A 14,031-nucleotide genomic window follows, 5' to 3' on the forward strand; every position below is an offset into this window, starting at 1 on the left:
GGTGTTTCAGACATTCCGAAACGCATGGAAAATCCCTGAGCTGAAGAGCCGTCTGCTCTTTACCCTGGGCATTCTGATCGTCTACCGTCTGGGCAGCGCGATCCCTGTGCCCTTCGTATCGGGCGATGCGCTCACTGCAATGTTCGCAAATGGCAGCATGCTGACCTACCTCGACATGATGAGCGGCGGCGCGCTGTCCCGGTGCACGATTTTCGCGTTAGGCGTCACACCCTATATCAATGCCTCCATTATTGTGCAGCTGCTGTGCGTTGCGATCCCGTATCTTGAAAACCTGGCCAAGGAATCCGACGGCCAGGCCAAGATCCGCCAGATCACCCGCTATGTGGGCGCCGGCATTGCACTGGTGCTGAGTATCGGCTACTATTTCCTGGTGCGCAACATGGGCGCCCTCAAGTACACCGCCGGCGCGGCTGGCATCTTCACCGCCATCGTGGTGATCCTGACCTTTACCGCCGGCGCACAGCTGACCACCTGGTGCGGTGAGCAGATCGATGACAAGGGCATCGGCAACGGTGTCTCCCTCATCATCTTCGCTTCCATCGTGTCCAACTGGTCGTCGGTCACCACCATGGTCACCGACATGCTGACCCGCGCTTCCAGCGGTCAGCCGCTGTACTACGTGCTGCTGCCGGTGCTGGTGGTTCTGGCTCTGGCCGTGGTGGTGTTCATCGTCATCATGACCAACGCCGAGCGCCGCATCACCATCCAGTACGCACGCCGTGTTGTGGGCCGCAAGCAGATCGGCGGGCAGAACAGCTATCTGCCCCTCAAGCTGAACATGAGCGGCGTTATGCCCATCATCTTCGCCAGCACCTTCTGCTCGATCCCCGGCACCATCGGCAGCTTCATCAACGTCGACCCCGTAGAGCACCCCATCTGGTACGCATTCTTCAGTACCTTCAACTACACCTCGGCGCTCTACGTGATCGTCTATGTTCTGCTGATCGTCGCGTTCAACTATTTCTACGTTTCCATCCAGTACAACCCGATTGAGATCGCCAACAATCTGCGCCGCAACAACGGCTCGATTCCCGGCTTCCGTCCCGGCAAGCCCACCAGCGATTTCATCATCAAGACGCTGAGCAAGATCACCATGATCGGCGGTGTCTTCCTGGCACTCGTGGCTGTACTGCCCATCATCCTGGGCAATGTGACCGGCGTGGCTATCCAGCTTGGCGGTACCAGCATGCTGATCGTGGTTGGTGTCGCTCTGGACACCACCCGCAGCCTGGACAGCTATATGACCATGCGCAATCATAAGGGTTTCCTGGGCTGATGATTTCCTGACGGGAATTTCCCAAACAGAATACACACCGTCGTCAAAGGCACTGGAAAAGAGAGGCACCCTCGATTTTTCAGTGCCTTTGTTTATATCACGTGATAAGACAGGTAAGAAAGGAGCATGGAAATGAATCTCATTCTATTAGGCGCCCCGGGTGCGGGCAAGGGCACCCAGGCCGAAGTCCTCACCGCAAAGCTGGGCATCCCGGCCATTTCCACCGGCAACATTCTGCGGGCCGCCGTCAAGGAGGGCACCGAGATGGGCCTGAAGGCCAAGAGTTACATGGACGCAGGCGGCCTGGTGCCCGATGACGTCATCATCGGCATCCTGAAGGACCGGCTGGCACAGCCCGACTGCGCCAAGGGCTTCATTCTGGACGGCGTGCCCCGCACCATCGCCCAGGCCGAGGCCATCGAGCGGATGGGCATCCGCATCGACAAAGTTCTGGACCTGGCCGTGGATGAAGAGGTCATCTTCAACCGGATGAGCGGCCGCCGCGTCTGCGAGAAGTGCGGCGCCAGCTACCACATCCACACCAAGCCCAGCAAGGTGGAGGGCGTCTGCGACAGCTGCGGCGGCCAGCTGGTCACCCGCAAGGACGATCAGCCCGAGACGGTGCGCGACCGTCTCAAGGCCTACCACGCCCAGACCGAACCCCTGATCGACTTCTACCGCAGCCGCGGCAAACTGGCCGTGGTGGAGAGCGGCAGCACCGTCGAGGCTACGACGGCGGAAGTGATGAAAGCCCTGGAGGCATAAGCATTGATTCAGATCAAAAACGCAAAAGAACTGGAGGGCATGCGCCGGGCCAACGCCCTGAGCGCCGCTGCCCTGAAATACGGCGGCGAGCACATCGAGGCCGGCATGACCACCTGGGAGCTGGATAAGCTCATCTATGAGTTCATCGTCAAGCACGGCGGCACCCCCAACTTCAAGGGGCTGTACGGCTTCCCCGGGTCGGCCTGCATCAGCCTGAACGACACCGTCATTCACGGCATCCCCTCCCATGACATTATCATCCGCCCGGGCGACATCGTCAGCATTGACACCGGCGCCAAGGTGGACGGCTTCAACGGTGACAACGCCTGCACCTTCCCGGTGGGCAAGGTGGACCTGGAGGCCCAGCGCCTGCTGGACGTCACCAAGGAGGCCCTGCACCTGGGCATCGCCCAGGCCAAGGCTGGCAACCGCATCGGCGACATCGGCCACGCGGTCCAGACTTATTGTGAGGAGGCCGGCTTCTCGGTGGTGCGGGAGTTCGTGGGCCACGGCACCGGCCGTGAGCTCCACGAGGACCCCGAAGTGCCCAACTACGGCAACCCCGGCCGCGGCCCGCGGCTGGTGCCGGGCATGACCATCGCCATCGAGCCGATGATCTGTCAGTACGGCCCCAAGGTCAAGACTCTGTCCGACGGATGGACCGTCAAGACCAAGGACGGCGGCCTGGCTGCTCATTTTGAGCACTCGGTGGCCATCCTGCGGGACCACACCGAAATCATGACCCTGGGCTGGGAAGACCCGAACTTTACCCTCTGATTCCGCCGCGAATCGGAACGGACAGGGCAGGGCGCTTCGCCCCGGCGAAATGCACAAAAAGGAAAGATTTCCGCTCTTGAAAAAGGGCGGAAATTTTTATCGGAAATACGAAAAAACCCCTTGCATTCTGCAGCAAAAAGGTGTATAATTCACTAATGGCTGTGGAGGCCAGATGCTTTCTCGGCAAGCAGGGTCATTCTGCTTGTTTGCGGATTTTGTGCCGCTCAGAGGGAAGTATGTGGCGCTCACTGCCCCCGTCCGCACAAGACAAACTGAGCAGATCCATAAGGAGGCAAATAGCTTGTCTAAAGAAGACGTTATCGAGATTGAAGGCATCGTGCGCGAAGCGATGCCCAACGCCATCTTTAAGGTGGAAATGTTGAGCGAGGATAAGGCCACCGGGAAGCTCACGCCCAGCGGCCACACCCTGCTGGCGCACATCTCCGGCAAGCTGCGGACCAACTTCATCCGCATCCTGCCCGGCGATAAGGTCACAGTCGAAATGTCGCCCTACGATCTGACGAAGGGCCGCATCACCTGGCGTTCCAAATAAACGCCAGGACCAACCAAAAGGAGGTTCAACATCATGAAGGTCAAACCTTCCGTGAAGCCCATCTGCGAAAAGTGCAAGGTCATCCGCCGCAAAGGCCGCGTGATGGTCATCTGCCAGAACCCCAAGCACAAGCAGCGCCAGGGCTAATCAGCCGGCGCTAGGGGGTCAAGTGCGTAGAGTCCCGGCGCAGACCCCGACACTGACATGGGATCATTTTTGGAGGAAATTATTATGGCACGTATTGCCGGCGTTGACCTGCCCCGCGAGAAGCGGATCGAGATAGGTCTCACCTACGTCTACGGGATCGGCCGCACCACTGCGGACAAGATCCTGGCTGCCACTGGCATCAACCCCGATACCCGCGTGAAGGATCTGACCCGTGAGGAAGAAGCCAAGATCCGTGATTATATCGACCAGGCCAACATCATCGTTGAGGGTGACCTGCGCCGCAACGTCGCACTGGACATCAAGCGTCTGGTGGAGATCCAGTCTTACCGCGGCATTCGCCATCGCAAGAATCTGCCCTGCCGTGGCCAGCGCACCAAGACCAATGCCCGCACCTGCAAGGGTCCCAAGCGCACGGTCGCTAACAAGAAGAAGTAAGGAGGATTTGAGAAATGGCTAATGCTAATAACGCCAAAAAGGGCGCTGTCCGTACCAAGCGCAGAGAGCGCAAGAACGTTGTCGCTGGTCAGGCTCACATCCAGTCTACCTTCAATAACACTGTGGTCACCATCACCGACCTGCAGGGCAACGCTATTTCCTGGTGCTCCTCGGGCAGCCTGAACTTCCGCGGCAGCCGCAAGAGCACTCCGTTTGCTGCACAGTCCGCAGCTGAGACCGCTGCCAAGACCGCAATCGAGCATGGCATGAAGACCGTTGAGGTCTACGTCAAGGGCCCCGGCGCTGGCCGTGAGTCCGCGATCCGTGCGCTGCAGGCCACCGGCCTGGAGGTCACCCTGATTAAGGACGTGACCCCCATCCCCCACAATGGCTGCCGGCCCCCGAAGCGCCGCCGTGTCTGATTGAAGGAGGAAACTAAATTATGGCAAAGAATACGCAGCCTATCGCAAAGCGTTGCAAGGCCCTGGGCATTTCTCCTGCAGTCATGGGCTATGCAAAGAAGAATACTACCCGCAACTCCAATGGCAACATGCGCAAGAAGCAGTCTGAGTATGCCATGCAGCTGAAGGAGAAGCAGAAGGTCAAGTTCATCTACGGTGTTCTGGAGAAGCAGTTCCGCAACACCTTTGAAAAGGCCGCTGCCCGTCCTGGCCAGACCGGTGAGAACCTGCTCCAGATGATGGAGTGCCGTCTGGACAACGTCGTGTTCCGTCTGGGCTACGCTCAGACCCGCCGCGACGCTCGTCAGCTGGTCTCCCACGCCCACTTCACCGTCAACGGCAAGAAGGTCAACATCCCCTCTTACCAGGTGAAGGCCGGCGACGTGGTCGAGGTCCGCGAGTCCAGCCGTTCTTCGGCTAAGTTTGCCAAGCTGACCGGCCCCGAGGCACCCGTTGTGGCTCTGCCCGCCTGGCTGGAGCGCGAGGCCGGTACCCTGAAGGGCACCGTTACCCGTCTGCCCGAGCGCAGCGACATCGATTACGAAGTCGCCGAGCATCTCATCGTCGAGCTGTACTCCAAGTAATCCCATTGGGCGGATGCCCGCAGGGACAGCCCGCCGGATTCTTTTCAGAATTGCAGAATGGGCCGATGGTGACGTCGGTTTTACAAGGAGGACATTGATATGATGGAGATTGAACGTCCCAAAATCGAAACGGCGAGCCTCTCGCCTGACGGCCGCTACGGTAAATTCGTAGCAGAACCTCTGGAGCGCGGTTTCGGCATCACGCTGGGCAACAGCCTGCGCAGAGTTCTTCTGTCTTCTCTGCCCGGTGTCGCCGTGACCAGTGTCAAGATCGACGGCGTAGTCCACGAGTTCTCCACCATTGAGGGCGTCAAGGAAGACGTTACCGAAATTGTCCTGAACCTGAAGGGTATTGCTGCAAAGCTGTACTCTGACGGCCCCAAAACGGTGCGTGTCGAGGCAGTGGGCCCCTGTGAGGTCACTGCTGACAGCATCAAACAGGGCGACGAGATCGAGATCCTGAATCCTGAATGGCACATTGCTACCCTGGGCGAGGGCGGCCGGCTCGTCATGGAGCTGACCTTCGACAAGGGCCGCGGCTATGTGCCCGCAGAGCGCAACAAGCAGAGCATCGTCGAGAAGAATGACATCAATACTCTTCCCGTCGACAGCATTTATACCCCCGTGCTGAAGGTGAACTACAGCGTGGACAACACCCGCGTAGGCCAGATCACCGACTACGACAAGCTGACCCTCGAGGTTTGGACGGATGGCACGATCAACGCGCAGGAGGCTGTGAGCCTTGCCGCCCGCGTGCTGACCGAGCACCTGAACCTGTTCGTCAACCTGTCGGACGAAGCCGCCGGCACTGAGATCATGGTGGAGAAGACCACCGACGACAAGGAAAAGGCCCTCGAGATGACCATCGAGGAGCTGGACCTGAGCGTCCGGTCCTTCAACTGCCTGAAGCGTGCAGGCATCAACACGGTGGAAGACCTGGTCAGCAAGAGCGAGGACGAAATGATGAAAGTCCGCAATCTGGGCCGCAAGAGCCTGGAGGAAGTCATGGCGAAGCTTGACTCGCTCGGCTTCAAGCTGAACACAGACGATGATAACTAAAATTGTTTAAGGAGTGAAACGGGATGCCCGGTACCAGAAAGCTCGGTAGGACCACCGACAGCCGCAAGGCTATGATGCGCGCCATGGTTACCTACCTGTTAGAGAATGGCAAGATCGAGACCACTGTTACCCGTGCCAAGGACGTTCGTTCCATGGCCGAGAAGATGATCACCCTGGGTAAGAGCAGTGACCTGCACACCAAGCGCCAGGTTTACGGCTACATCACCAAGGAAGATGTGGCAAAGAAGCTGTTTGACGAGATCAGCCCCAAGTACGCTGACCGCAACGGCGGCTACACCCGCATCGTGAAGATTGGCGTCCGCCGCGGCGATGCCGCCGAGATGGCAATCCTCGAGCTGGTCTAATCTTAGATAAAGCGTATGGCCCCTGTCTGCAAGGACGGGGGCTTTTTTGCGTCCCGGGGCCGCTGCCCATCCTCGGAACGGCACGCCGGACCGGTCCTGCATCCCGGGTCCTGCGCCCCGGCTGCCGCCCGGCCGCCCGGTCTGCTCTTGGGGGGGATGGGGCGGATTTTGGCGCGGGAGGGGGACGGCGGCGATTTTCTCAAAGCCAAGCTAGAAATCGTCACAATTCAATAGTATAATAAAAGAGCTTACTGCGGTGCGGCCACAGCCCGCCGCAACACCATGGAAAGGGGGAGCGTCCTTGAAGGCTTGGACAAGGCTGGCGGCGGTGGTCTGCGCCGCCGCGCTGCTGGCAGGGTGCGCCCTGCCGGGACAGGAGCGGACCTCGGTGGAGGAGCTGCTGCGTGCGCCCCGCCTGGAGGGCGACTACGGCGAAATTCAGGCGGCGCTGGACAGCTGGCTGGGCCAGAGCGCCCAGCTGAAATATCCCCTGAACGGGGATTTGCTGTCGCCCTTTCTCATGAGCGACTTTGACGGGGACAACGTCCAGGACGCGGCGGTCCTCTATACGGTGGCGGACACCACCAATATATGTCTGGCCATCCTTCAAAAAGACGAGACCGGCGCCTGGCAGGTGCAGGACGCCATCGAGGGCCTCACCGATACAGTAGACACCGTTCAGTTTGCCCGGCTGCAGGAGGGAGGCGCCAACCAGATTCTGGTGGGCTATACCGCCCAGCAGGAGGACAACTACCTGGCGGTCTATGACTATCAGGACGGGGAGATCGATTCGATTTTCGCCGAGCCCTATGACCAGTATATCATTGAGGATATCACCGGCACCGGCTATGAAGATCTGGTGCTGCTGGGCACCGACGAGCAGGGCAACGCCGAAATCAAGCTGCTGAGCTCAGACCGGAAGGGCGGTTTCCGTCAGGCCATGGTGTCGGGCCTGTCGCCGGACAAGTTCACCGGCTGCGCCTCCCTGGCCGCCGGCATGGGGGCCTATGGGGGCCAGTATCTGGTGCTGGACGGCTGGACCGGCGTGTCGGGCACCAATCTGGCCTCGGTGCTGCTGCGGTACAATGAACAGACCCAGCAGATGGAGCCGGCCCGCCAGGTGAGCGCCGACGCCCTCTATGAGGCGTCGCTGCGGAATGTGCCCGACCTCACCAGCCGGGACCTGGACAAGGACGGGGTGGTGGAGATCCCCACCCAGCCCGAGGGCGCAGGCCTCATCAACATCAGCCAGGGCCGCCGGATGGACTTCATCCTCTGGATGGATTACACCAGCGCCCAGCCCCGCAAGAGCTTCGGCATTCTGGATGAGGAGCTGAGCTTTTATCTGGAGCTGCCCATGGAATGGTACGGCAGCCTGCTGCTCACCGACGGCCCGGGGGAAAATGAAGTGGAGCTGCGGAGCCAGGACGGCCAGCAGCTGTATTTGACCATACGGATTACCGATATATCCGACCGAACCGCGGGCTGGACCCGGCTGGGCGTGGTGTCCAACCGGCTGGTGCAGGCGCAGTTCGGCCCCGATACCGTGGTGGCAGACCCGCTGTACCGGCTGTCCCGCTCGTTCTATATCCTGTAAGGAGGCTAAACCATGGTAAAAGTGCTAGTTGTAGAGGACGAGACCAGCATCCGCGAGATGATCGCCCTGAACCTGCGCCGCACCGGCCTGGAAGTGCTGGAGGCCGGCAGCGCCGAGGAAGGCCTGACCCTGCTGGAACAGGCCCCCGACTGCAGCGCCGCCATTCTGGATGTGATGCTGCCGGGGATGAATGGCTTTTCCCTCTGTGAGACCATCCGCCGCACCAACCAGAAAATCGGCATCATCATCCTCAGCGCCAAGGGCCAGGAACAGGATAAAATCCGGGGCCTGTCCATCGGCGCCGACGACTATATGACCAAGCCCTTCTCGGTCAGCGAACTGCTGGCCCGCGTGGAAGCTCTCTGCCGCCGTGTGGGCCGCAGCAGCGGCGGGGAAAAGGGGAGCGCCCCCACCGCCATGGTCAGCGGGGAATTTATCCTGGACGAAAACCGCCGCCTTCTGCTGAAGGCCGGCAAGCCCATCGAGCTGACCCAGGTGGAGTTCCAGATTATGGAGCTGTTTTTCCGCAGCCCCGGCACCGCCCTCAGCCGGGAAAAGATCCTCAAGGGGGTCTGGGGTGAGAATTACTTCGGGGATGTGAAGATTGTGGACGTCAATATCCGCCGCCTGCGGATGAAAATCGAGGACGAGCCCTCCAGCCCCACCCACATCATGACGGTGTGGGGCTATGGCTACCGCTGGGAGGAGTGACGCAGCCTGCATGCTGAAGCGCCATAAACGGATCAAGCGCCCCGGGGGCCCCGGCACCGGCCTGCGCAGCGGCATCACCCGCCGCTGGGCCCGGGGCAGCCTGCTGGTCACCGTCCTGCTGGTGATGGTGATCGAGGGAATGTTCCTCTACAGCACCGTCCACGGCTACTACGACGGGGTGGAACAGAGTATGTACCGGAGGTTTTCCTCCATCAGCGGCCAGCTCAAGGTCTACAGTGGCGATACCTTCCAGCGGACCGCCGCCAGCCGCAGCCTGGCTCTGCGCCGGATGGTGGAACAGTTCTCCGACAAGGATAAATATGAATTTATGCTGCTGGACGGCCAGGGCAATGTCATCGCCAGCACCAGCGGCACCAGTGCCGCCGGCATCATCGTGAACGAGGACTTTGAGGAGGCCCAGACCGATCCCGACGGCTACAGCACCGCCGTTTACACCACCTCCACCGGGGAACTGGTCATGTCGGTGTGCTGCCTGGTGCCTTATGCCGCCGAGGAGATCGTGGCCATGCGCCTGGTCACCAGCCTGGCTTTGGTGCGGCGCCAGATTGACAATGCCTTCTGGCTCAGCATCCTGGTGTCGGCGGCGGCGGTGGGCTTCACCATCGCCTCGGGCCTGTATTTTGTCCGCAGTATTGTGGCGCCCCTGGGCCAGGTGGAGCGGGCCGCCGCGGATATCGCCCGGGGCGACCTGAGCGTCCGCCTGCCCGAGACCAATCCGCCCCGGGACGAGATGGACCGGCTGCGGGGCAGCATCAACCGGATGGCCCAGGGCCTGGCCGAGACCGAGAAGATGAAAAACGAGTTCATCTCCTCGGTGTCCCATGAGCTGCGCACCCCTCTGACGTCGATCCGAGGGTGGGTGGAAACCCTGGAAAGCCTGGACGACCCCGAGGACGACAACTACCGCAAGGGGCTGGAAATCATCCACAGCGAGACCGGCCGCCTATACAACATGGTGGAGGAACTGCTGGATTTCAGCCGGCTGCAAAATGGCGGCATCCATATGGAGTGCCGCCCGCTGGATCTGGTGGCCGAGCTCACCGACGCCCTGCTGTTCTGTGAGCCCCGGATGCTCCAGGAGGGGCTGGAGCTGAATTACACCGAGCCGGAGGAGATGATCCCCGTCTACGCAGACCCCGACCGGCTGCGTCAGGTGTTCATCAATATTCTGGACAACGCCATCAAATATTCGGCCCCCGGCGGACGGATCACCGTCAAGCTGTGGACGGGAGAGTATAAGGCCTTTATTGAGATCATCGACCAGGGCCGGGGCATTCCCCCCGAGGACCTGGGCAGCGTCAAGGCCAAGTTTGTGAAAGGACGCAACGCGGTGCGGGGCAGCGGCATCGGGCTGGCTCTGGTGGATTCCATCATGACCGCCCTGGACGGCACCCTGGACCTGCGCAGCACCCTGGGCCGCGGCACCGTCGTGACCCTGGGTCTGCCGCTGTATAAAATATAAGAGGCTCCGGCCCGGCAGGCCGGCTTCAGCCTAGAAACAGGAGTAATAAGACCAATGAACCATCAAACCAAAAAAGAATGCTTCAAGACCAGCGTGGGCGGCCAGGCATTGATGGAAGGCATCATGATGCGGGGCCCCAAGCTGATCTGCTGCGCCGTCCGCAAGCCGGACGGGGAGATCGACACCAAGATTGATCCGGTGCCCGCCCGCAAGACCTGGATGAAAATTCCCATCCTGCGGGGCGCCGTCTCCATGATTGAGAGCCTGGTGGTGGGCTACCGGTACATGATGTATTCCGCCCAGGTGAGCATGGGGGACGACTACGAGGAGGAAGAGGAAACCGCCTTTGAAAAGTGGGTGGGGGAGCATCTGGGCGAAAAGGCCGAGAAAATCCTCCTGACCGGCGCCGCCGTCGTGGGCGGCCTGGGCGCGATTCTGCTCTTTACCGTCCTGCCCACCCTGGTGGTGGCGGGCATCGGCCACTTTGTGGAGCTGGGCCGCTGGCCCCGGGTCATCATTGAGGGCGTCCTCAAGGTGGCCATCTTCCTGACCTACATGGCCCTGATCTCCCGGATGAAGGAGATCGAGCGGGTGTTCCGCTACCACGGCGCCGAACACAAGACCATCGCCTGCTATGAGGCAGGGGACGAACTGACGGTGGAGAACGTCCGCAAATACACCCGGTTCCATCCCCGCTGCGGCACCAGCTTTTTGATCCTGGTGGTGATCGTCAGCGTGTTCCTGTACAGTGTCCTGCCCTGGAGCAATGCCGGACTGCGTGTGGTGCTGAAACTGCTTCTGCTGCCCCTGGTCATGGGCATCAGCTATGAGCTGCTGAAATGGTGCGGCCGGTCGGACAGCCTGCTGAGCCATCTGGTGCGCCAGCCGGGTCTGTGGGTCCAGCGGCTCACCGTCTTTGAGCCGGACGACTCCATGATCGAGGTGGCCATCGAGGCGGTCAAGCCGGTGCTGCCCGAAAAGCCCGAGGAGGGCCGCTGGTGACCGCCGGCATGACCCCGCGCCAGGCCCTGGCTGAGGTCCAGGCGCGGCTGGAGGCCGCCGGATGCCCCGACGCCGACTTTGACGCCCGGGAACTGTTCCGGCTGGCGGCAGGGCGGGACCCCCGCCTCTCGGACCGCCCCCTCAGCCCCGAGGAGACCGACCGCCTGGAAAAGGTTACCGCCCGGCGGGCCGCCCGGGAACCCTTGCAGTACATCTGCGGCTGCTGGCCCTTTTTGAACTTTGAACTGGCGGTGGGGCCGGGGGTTCTCTGTCCCCGGGCCGACACCGAAGTGGTGGCCGAAGCGGCGGTCCAGATGCTGGACGGCGTGGCCCGGCCCAAAGTGCTGGATCTCTGTGCCGGCACCGGCTGTCTGGGTCTGGGTGTAAAGGCCCTCCGCCCCGACGCCCAGGTCACCTGCCTGGAAAAGAGCCCCGAGGCCCTGCAGTATCTCCGGCAGAATGCCCGCTGTGCCCTGGCGGGGCCGGATACCGCCCCCGGCGGCATGGAGGACCTGCTGGAGCCGGACGCCTTCGCGGAGGAGGCTCTGTATGCCTCTCTGGGCTTCAGCAGTCCAACGCCGGCGGCGGTCCAGGTAGAGGAAGGGGACCTGTTCACCTACTGGGAGACCCTGCCCCAGGGAGAGCTGGACCTGATCGTCTCCAATCCGCCCTACCTCACCGCCGATGAGATGGCTGCCCTCCAGCCCGAAACCGCCCGGGAGCCCGCCATGGCTCTGGCCGCAGGGGAGGATGGACTGGACTTCTACCGGGCTTTGGCGGACCATTACCGGGCAGCTTTGCGCCCCGGCGGGGCGCTGGTGCTGGAAATCGGCTGGCAGCAGCGCCAGGCTGTGTCCGACCTGCTGGCCCAGGCGGGCTGGCATGACATCGCCTGCCGACAGGACTACAACGGCAACGACCGCTGCATCACAGCCCGGGCCTGACGGAACCGTTTTTCTGGAAGAAATTCACAACTTACTGTTGTAATTCTCCTGATTTGTGGTATACTATAGGAGAACACAATTCTTATTGAAAAACCAGCAAAGGAGCATCAGGGTATGGCAAAAAATCAGAATACCGCAGTGGCTTCGGCCGTCAAGAAAACAGAGCCCGACGCAAAGAAAGAGGCGTTGACCACAGCGCTTGCCCAGATTGAAAAACAGTTTGGCAAGGGCGCCATCATGAAGCTGGGCGACAGCGCCGCCCTGCAGGTGGAAGCCATCTCCACCGGCAGCCTGGGCCTGGACCTGGCTCTGGGCGTGGGCGGTGTGCCCCGCGGCCGTATCATTGAGATTTACGGACCCGAATCCAGCGGCAAGACCACGCTGGCCCTCCACATTCTGGCCGAGGCCCAGAAGAAGGGCGGCGAGGTGGCCTTCATCGACGTAGAGCACGCCCTGGACCCCAACTATGCGGCGGCCCTGGGTGTGGATATCAACAGCCTTCTGGTCAGCCAGCCCGACACCGGCGAGCAGGCCATGGAGATCTGTGAGGCCCTGGTCCGGTCGGGCGCCATTGATGCCGTCATCATCGACTCGGTGGCCGCCATGGTTCCCCGGGCTGAAATCGAGGGCGAGATGGGCGACAGCCACGTGGGCCTGCAGGCCCGCCTCATGAGCCAGGCCATGCGCAAGCTGACCTCGGTCATCGGCAAGACCAACACCGTCTGCGTCTTTATCAACCAGCTGCGCGAGAAGGTGGGCGTCATGTACGGCAACCCCGAGGTCACCACCGGCGGCCGGGCACTGAAGTACTACGCCTCGGTCCGCATCGATGTCCGCCGCGTGGAGGGCCTGAAGGACTCCTCCGGCCAGTTCATCGGCAACCACACCCGGGCCAAGGTGGTCAAGAACAAGGTGGCCCCTCCCTTCCGTGAGGCCGAGTTCGATATCATGTTCGGCCAGGGCATCTCCAAGATGAGCGAGCTGGTGGACGTGGGCGTCAAGCTGGGCATTGTCCAGAAGAGCGGCGCCTGGTTCAACTATGGGGATATCCGCCTGGGTCAGGGCCGCGACAACGCCAAGCAGTTCCTGGCCGATAACCCCGAGATTGCCAACGACATTGAGAGCCAGATCCGCGCCAATGCCGATAAACTCTACTCCACCGGCCGCCGCGGCGCCCTGGCCAAGGGCAGCGCCGCCGTGGCCGCCCAGGAGGCCAAGCCCGCCGCCGTCAAGGACGATAAGGACGCCGGCCCGGTGGTGAAGGCTCCGGCCCCCAGCAGCGAGAGCGAGCTGGACATCATGGTGGAGGACTAATCCATGGCCTGGCAGCGCAAAAAGCCCCAGGAACGGTCGGAAGATCCCGGCGAGGCCCGCACCCGGGCCCTGGCCATGCTGGCCGGGCGGGACTATGCCTCGGCGGAGCTGTACGAAAAACTCTGCGCCCGCTTCACCCCCGAGGCCGCTGCCGCGGCGGTGGCCGGGCTGGTGGAGGCGGGCCTGCTGAATGACGCGCGGTACGCCGCCGTCAAGGCCGGCAGCCTGCAGCGGGCCCGGAAAAGCCGTCTGGCGGCCGCCATGGCCCTGCGAAACAAAGGCCTCACCGACAGCCAGATTGACGCCGCCCTGGAGGCTGCCTACGCCCCCGACGAGGAGGGCGGCGACCCCGAGCTGGAGGCCGCGCTGGCCCTGGTGAAGGGGACCTATCGGGCCAAGCTGGCCGCAGGCCGGCGGGACCTGGTGGCGGCAGCTTTGGCGCGGCGTGGATTTCCCCACCGGGTCATCCGGCAGGCGCTGGATTTTGACCCTGAAACATCGACCTGAAAGCAAACC

The 14,031-nt window shown here is 61.8% G+C and carries 17 protein-coding genes; all 17 read left to right on the forward strand.

Going from position 1 to position 14,031, the window contains the following annotated elements; genetic code table 11:
* The first annotated feature begins 1 nt into the window (after position 1).
* The 17 genes from secY (at position 2) to B5E67_RS03905 (ending at position 14,022) form a co-directional block, all read left to right on the forward strand.
* On the forward strand, positions 2 to 1,297 hold the full coding sequence (secY, locus tag B5E67_RS03825) for a preprotein translocase subunit SecY (protein ID WP_087363793.1): 1,296 nt from the start codon (positions 2 to 4) through the stop codon (positions 1,295 to 1,297).
* Between the two features lie 132 nt (positions 1,298 to 1,429).
* Entirely contained in the window at positions 1,430 to 2,062 is a 633-nt protein-coding gene (locus B5E67_RS03830; RefSeq protein WP_087246334.1) for an adenylate kinase, read from the forward strand.
* A gap of 3 nt (positions 2,063 to 2,065) precedes the next feature.
* Positions 2,066 to 2,839, forward strand: a complete 774-nt coding sequence (gene map / locus B5E67_RS03835; RefSeq protein WP_087383011.1) for a type I methionyl aminopeptidase — start codon at positions 2,066 to 2,068, stop codon at positions 2,837 to 2,839.
* Positions 2,840 to 3,140: 301 nt separating this feature from the next.
* On the forward strand, positions 3,141 to 3,392 hold the full coding sequence (gene infA, locus B5E67_RS03840) for a translation initiation factor IF-1 (protein ID WP_087246336.1): 252 nt from the start codon (positions 3,141 to 3,143) through the stop codon (positions 3,390 to 3,392).
* A 33-nt stretch (positions 3,393 to 3,425) separates the two neighbouring features.
* Complete coding sequence (gene rpmJ, locus B5E67_RS03845) at positions 3,426 to 3,539, forward strand: 50S ribosomal protein L36 (RefSeq protein WP_005921832.1); 114 nt, start codon at positions 3,426 to 3,428, stop codon at positions 3,537 to 3,539.
* 84 nt (positions 3,540 to 3,623) lie between these two features.
* Positions 3,624 to 3,995 carry a 30S ribosomal protein S13 gene (gene rpsM, locus B5E67_RS03850; protein WP_087246337.1) on the forward strand — a complete coding sequence of 124 codons (372 nt, stop codon included), beginning with the start codon at positions 3,624 to 3,626 and terminating at the stop codon, positions 3,993 to 3,995.
* Positions 3,996 to 4,009: 14 nt separating this feature from the next.
* On the forward strand, positions 4,010 to 4,417 hold the full coding sequence (rpsK, locus tag B5E67_RS03855; protein WP_087246338.1) for a 30S ribosomal protein S11: 408 nt from the start codon (positions 4,010 to 4,012) through the stop codon (positions 4,415 to 4,417).
* A gap of 20 nt (positions 4,418 to 4,437) precedes the next feature.
* Positions 4,438 to 5,040, forward strand: a complete 603-nt coding sequence (rpsD, locus tag B5E67_RS03860) for a 30S ribosomal protein S4 (protein WP_087246339.1) — start codon at positions 4,438 to 4,440, stop codon at positions 5,038 to 5,040.
* A 99-nt stretch (positions 5,041 to 5,139) separates the two neighbouring features.
* Entirely contained in the window at positions 5,140 to 6,099 is a 960-nt protein-coding gene (locus B5E67_RS03865) for a DNA-directed RNA polymerase subunit alpha (protein WP_087246340.1), read from the forward strand.
* Between the two features lie 23 nt (positions 6,100 to 6,122).
* Positions 6,123 to 6,464, forward strand: a complete 342-nt coding sequence (gene rplQ / locus B5E67_RS03870) for a 50S ribosomal protein L17 (RefSeq protein ID WP_087246341.1) — start codon at positions 6,123 to 6,125, stop codon at positions 6,462 to 6,464.
* A 301-nt stretch (positions 6,465 to 6,765) separates the two neighbouring features.
* The gene (locus B5E67_RS03875) at positions 6,766 to 8,061 is read left to right on the forward strand and encodes a hypothetical protein (protein WP_242956756.1); all 1,296 of its coding nucleotides are present in this window, start codon (positions 6,766 to 6,768) and stop codon (positions 8,059 to 8,061) included.
* Between the two features lie 12 nt (positions 8,062 to 8,073).
* On the forward strand, positions 8,074 to 8,772 hold the full coding sequence (locus B5E67_RS03880) for a response regulator transcription factor (protein ID WP_087246342.1): 699 nt from the start codon (positions 8,074 to 8,076) through the stop codon (positions 8,770 to 8,772).
* Positions 8,773 to 8,833: 61 nt separating this feature from the next.
* Positions 8,834 to 10,255 carry a HAMP domain-containing sensor histidine kinase gene (locus tag B5E67_RS03885; RefSeq protein WP_087383180.1) on the forward strand — a complete coding sequence of 474 codons (1,422 nt, stop codon included), beginning with the start codon at positions 8,834 to 8,836 and terminating at the stop codon, positions 10,253 to 10,255.
* A 54-nt stretch (positions 10,256 to 10,309) separates the two neighbouring features.
* The gene (locus B5E67_RS03890; RefSeq protein WP_087246343.1) at positions 10,310 to 11,257 is read left to right on the forward strand and encodes a DUF1385 domain-containing protein; all 948 of its coding nucleotides are present in this window, start codon (positions 10,310 to 10,312) and stop codon (positions 11,255 to 11,257) included.
* A complete protein-coding gene (locus tag B5E67_RS03895; protein WP_087383014.1) occupies positions 11,251 to 12,201 on the forward strand; it encodes a HemK/PrmC family methyltransferase in 951 nt (316 codons plus the stop codon). Before B5E67_RS03890 ends, B5E67_RS03895 begins: the two co-directional genes overlap by 7 nt.
* 114 nt (positions 12,202 to 12,315) lie before the next feature.
* Positions 12,316 to 13,515: a recombinase RecA gene (recA, locus tag B5E67_RS03900; RefSeq protein WP_087246345.1), complete on the forward strand. Its 1,200-nt coding sequence runs from the start codon at positions 12,316 to 12,318 to the stop codon at positions 13,513 to 13,515.
* A 3-nt stretch (positions 13,516 to 13,518) separates the two neighbouring features.
* Positions 13,519 to 14,022, forward strand: coding sequence for a regulatory protein RecX (locus B5E67_RS03905; protein WP_087383017.1), 504 nt, complete (start codon positions 13,519 to 13,521; stop codon positions 14,020 to 14,022).
* Positions 14,023 to 14,031 lie beyond the last annotated feature (9 nt).

The organism is Faecalibacterium sp. An122, from assembly GCF_002160895.1.
Taxonomy (GTDB): Bacteria; Bacillota; Clostridia; order Oscillospirales; family Ruminococcaceae; genus Faecalibacterium.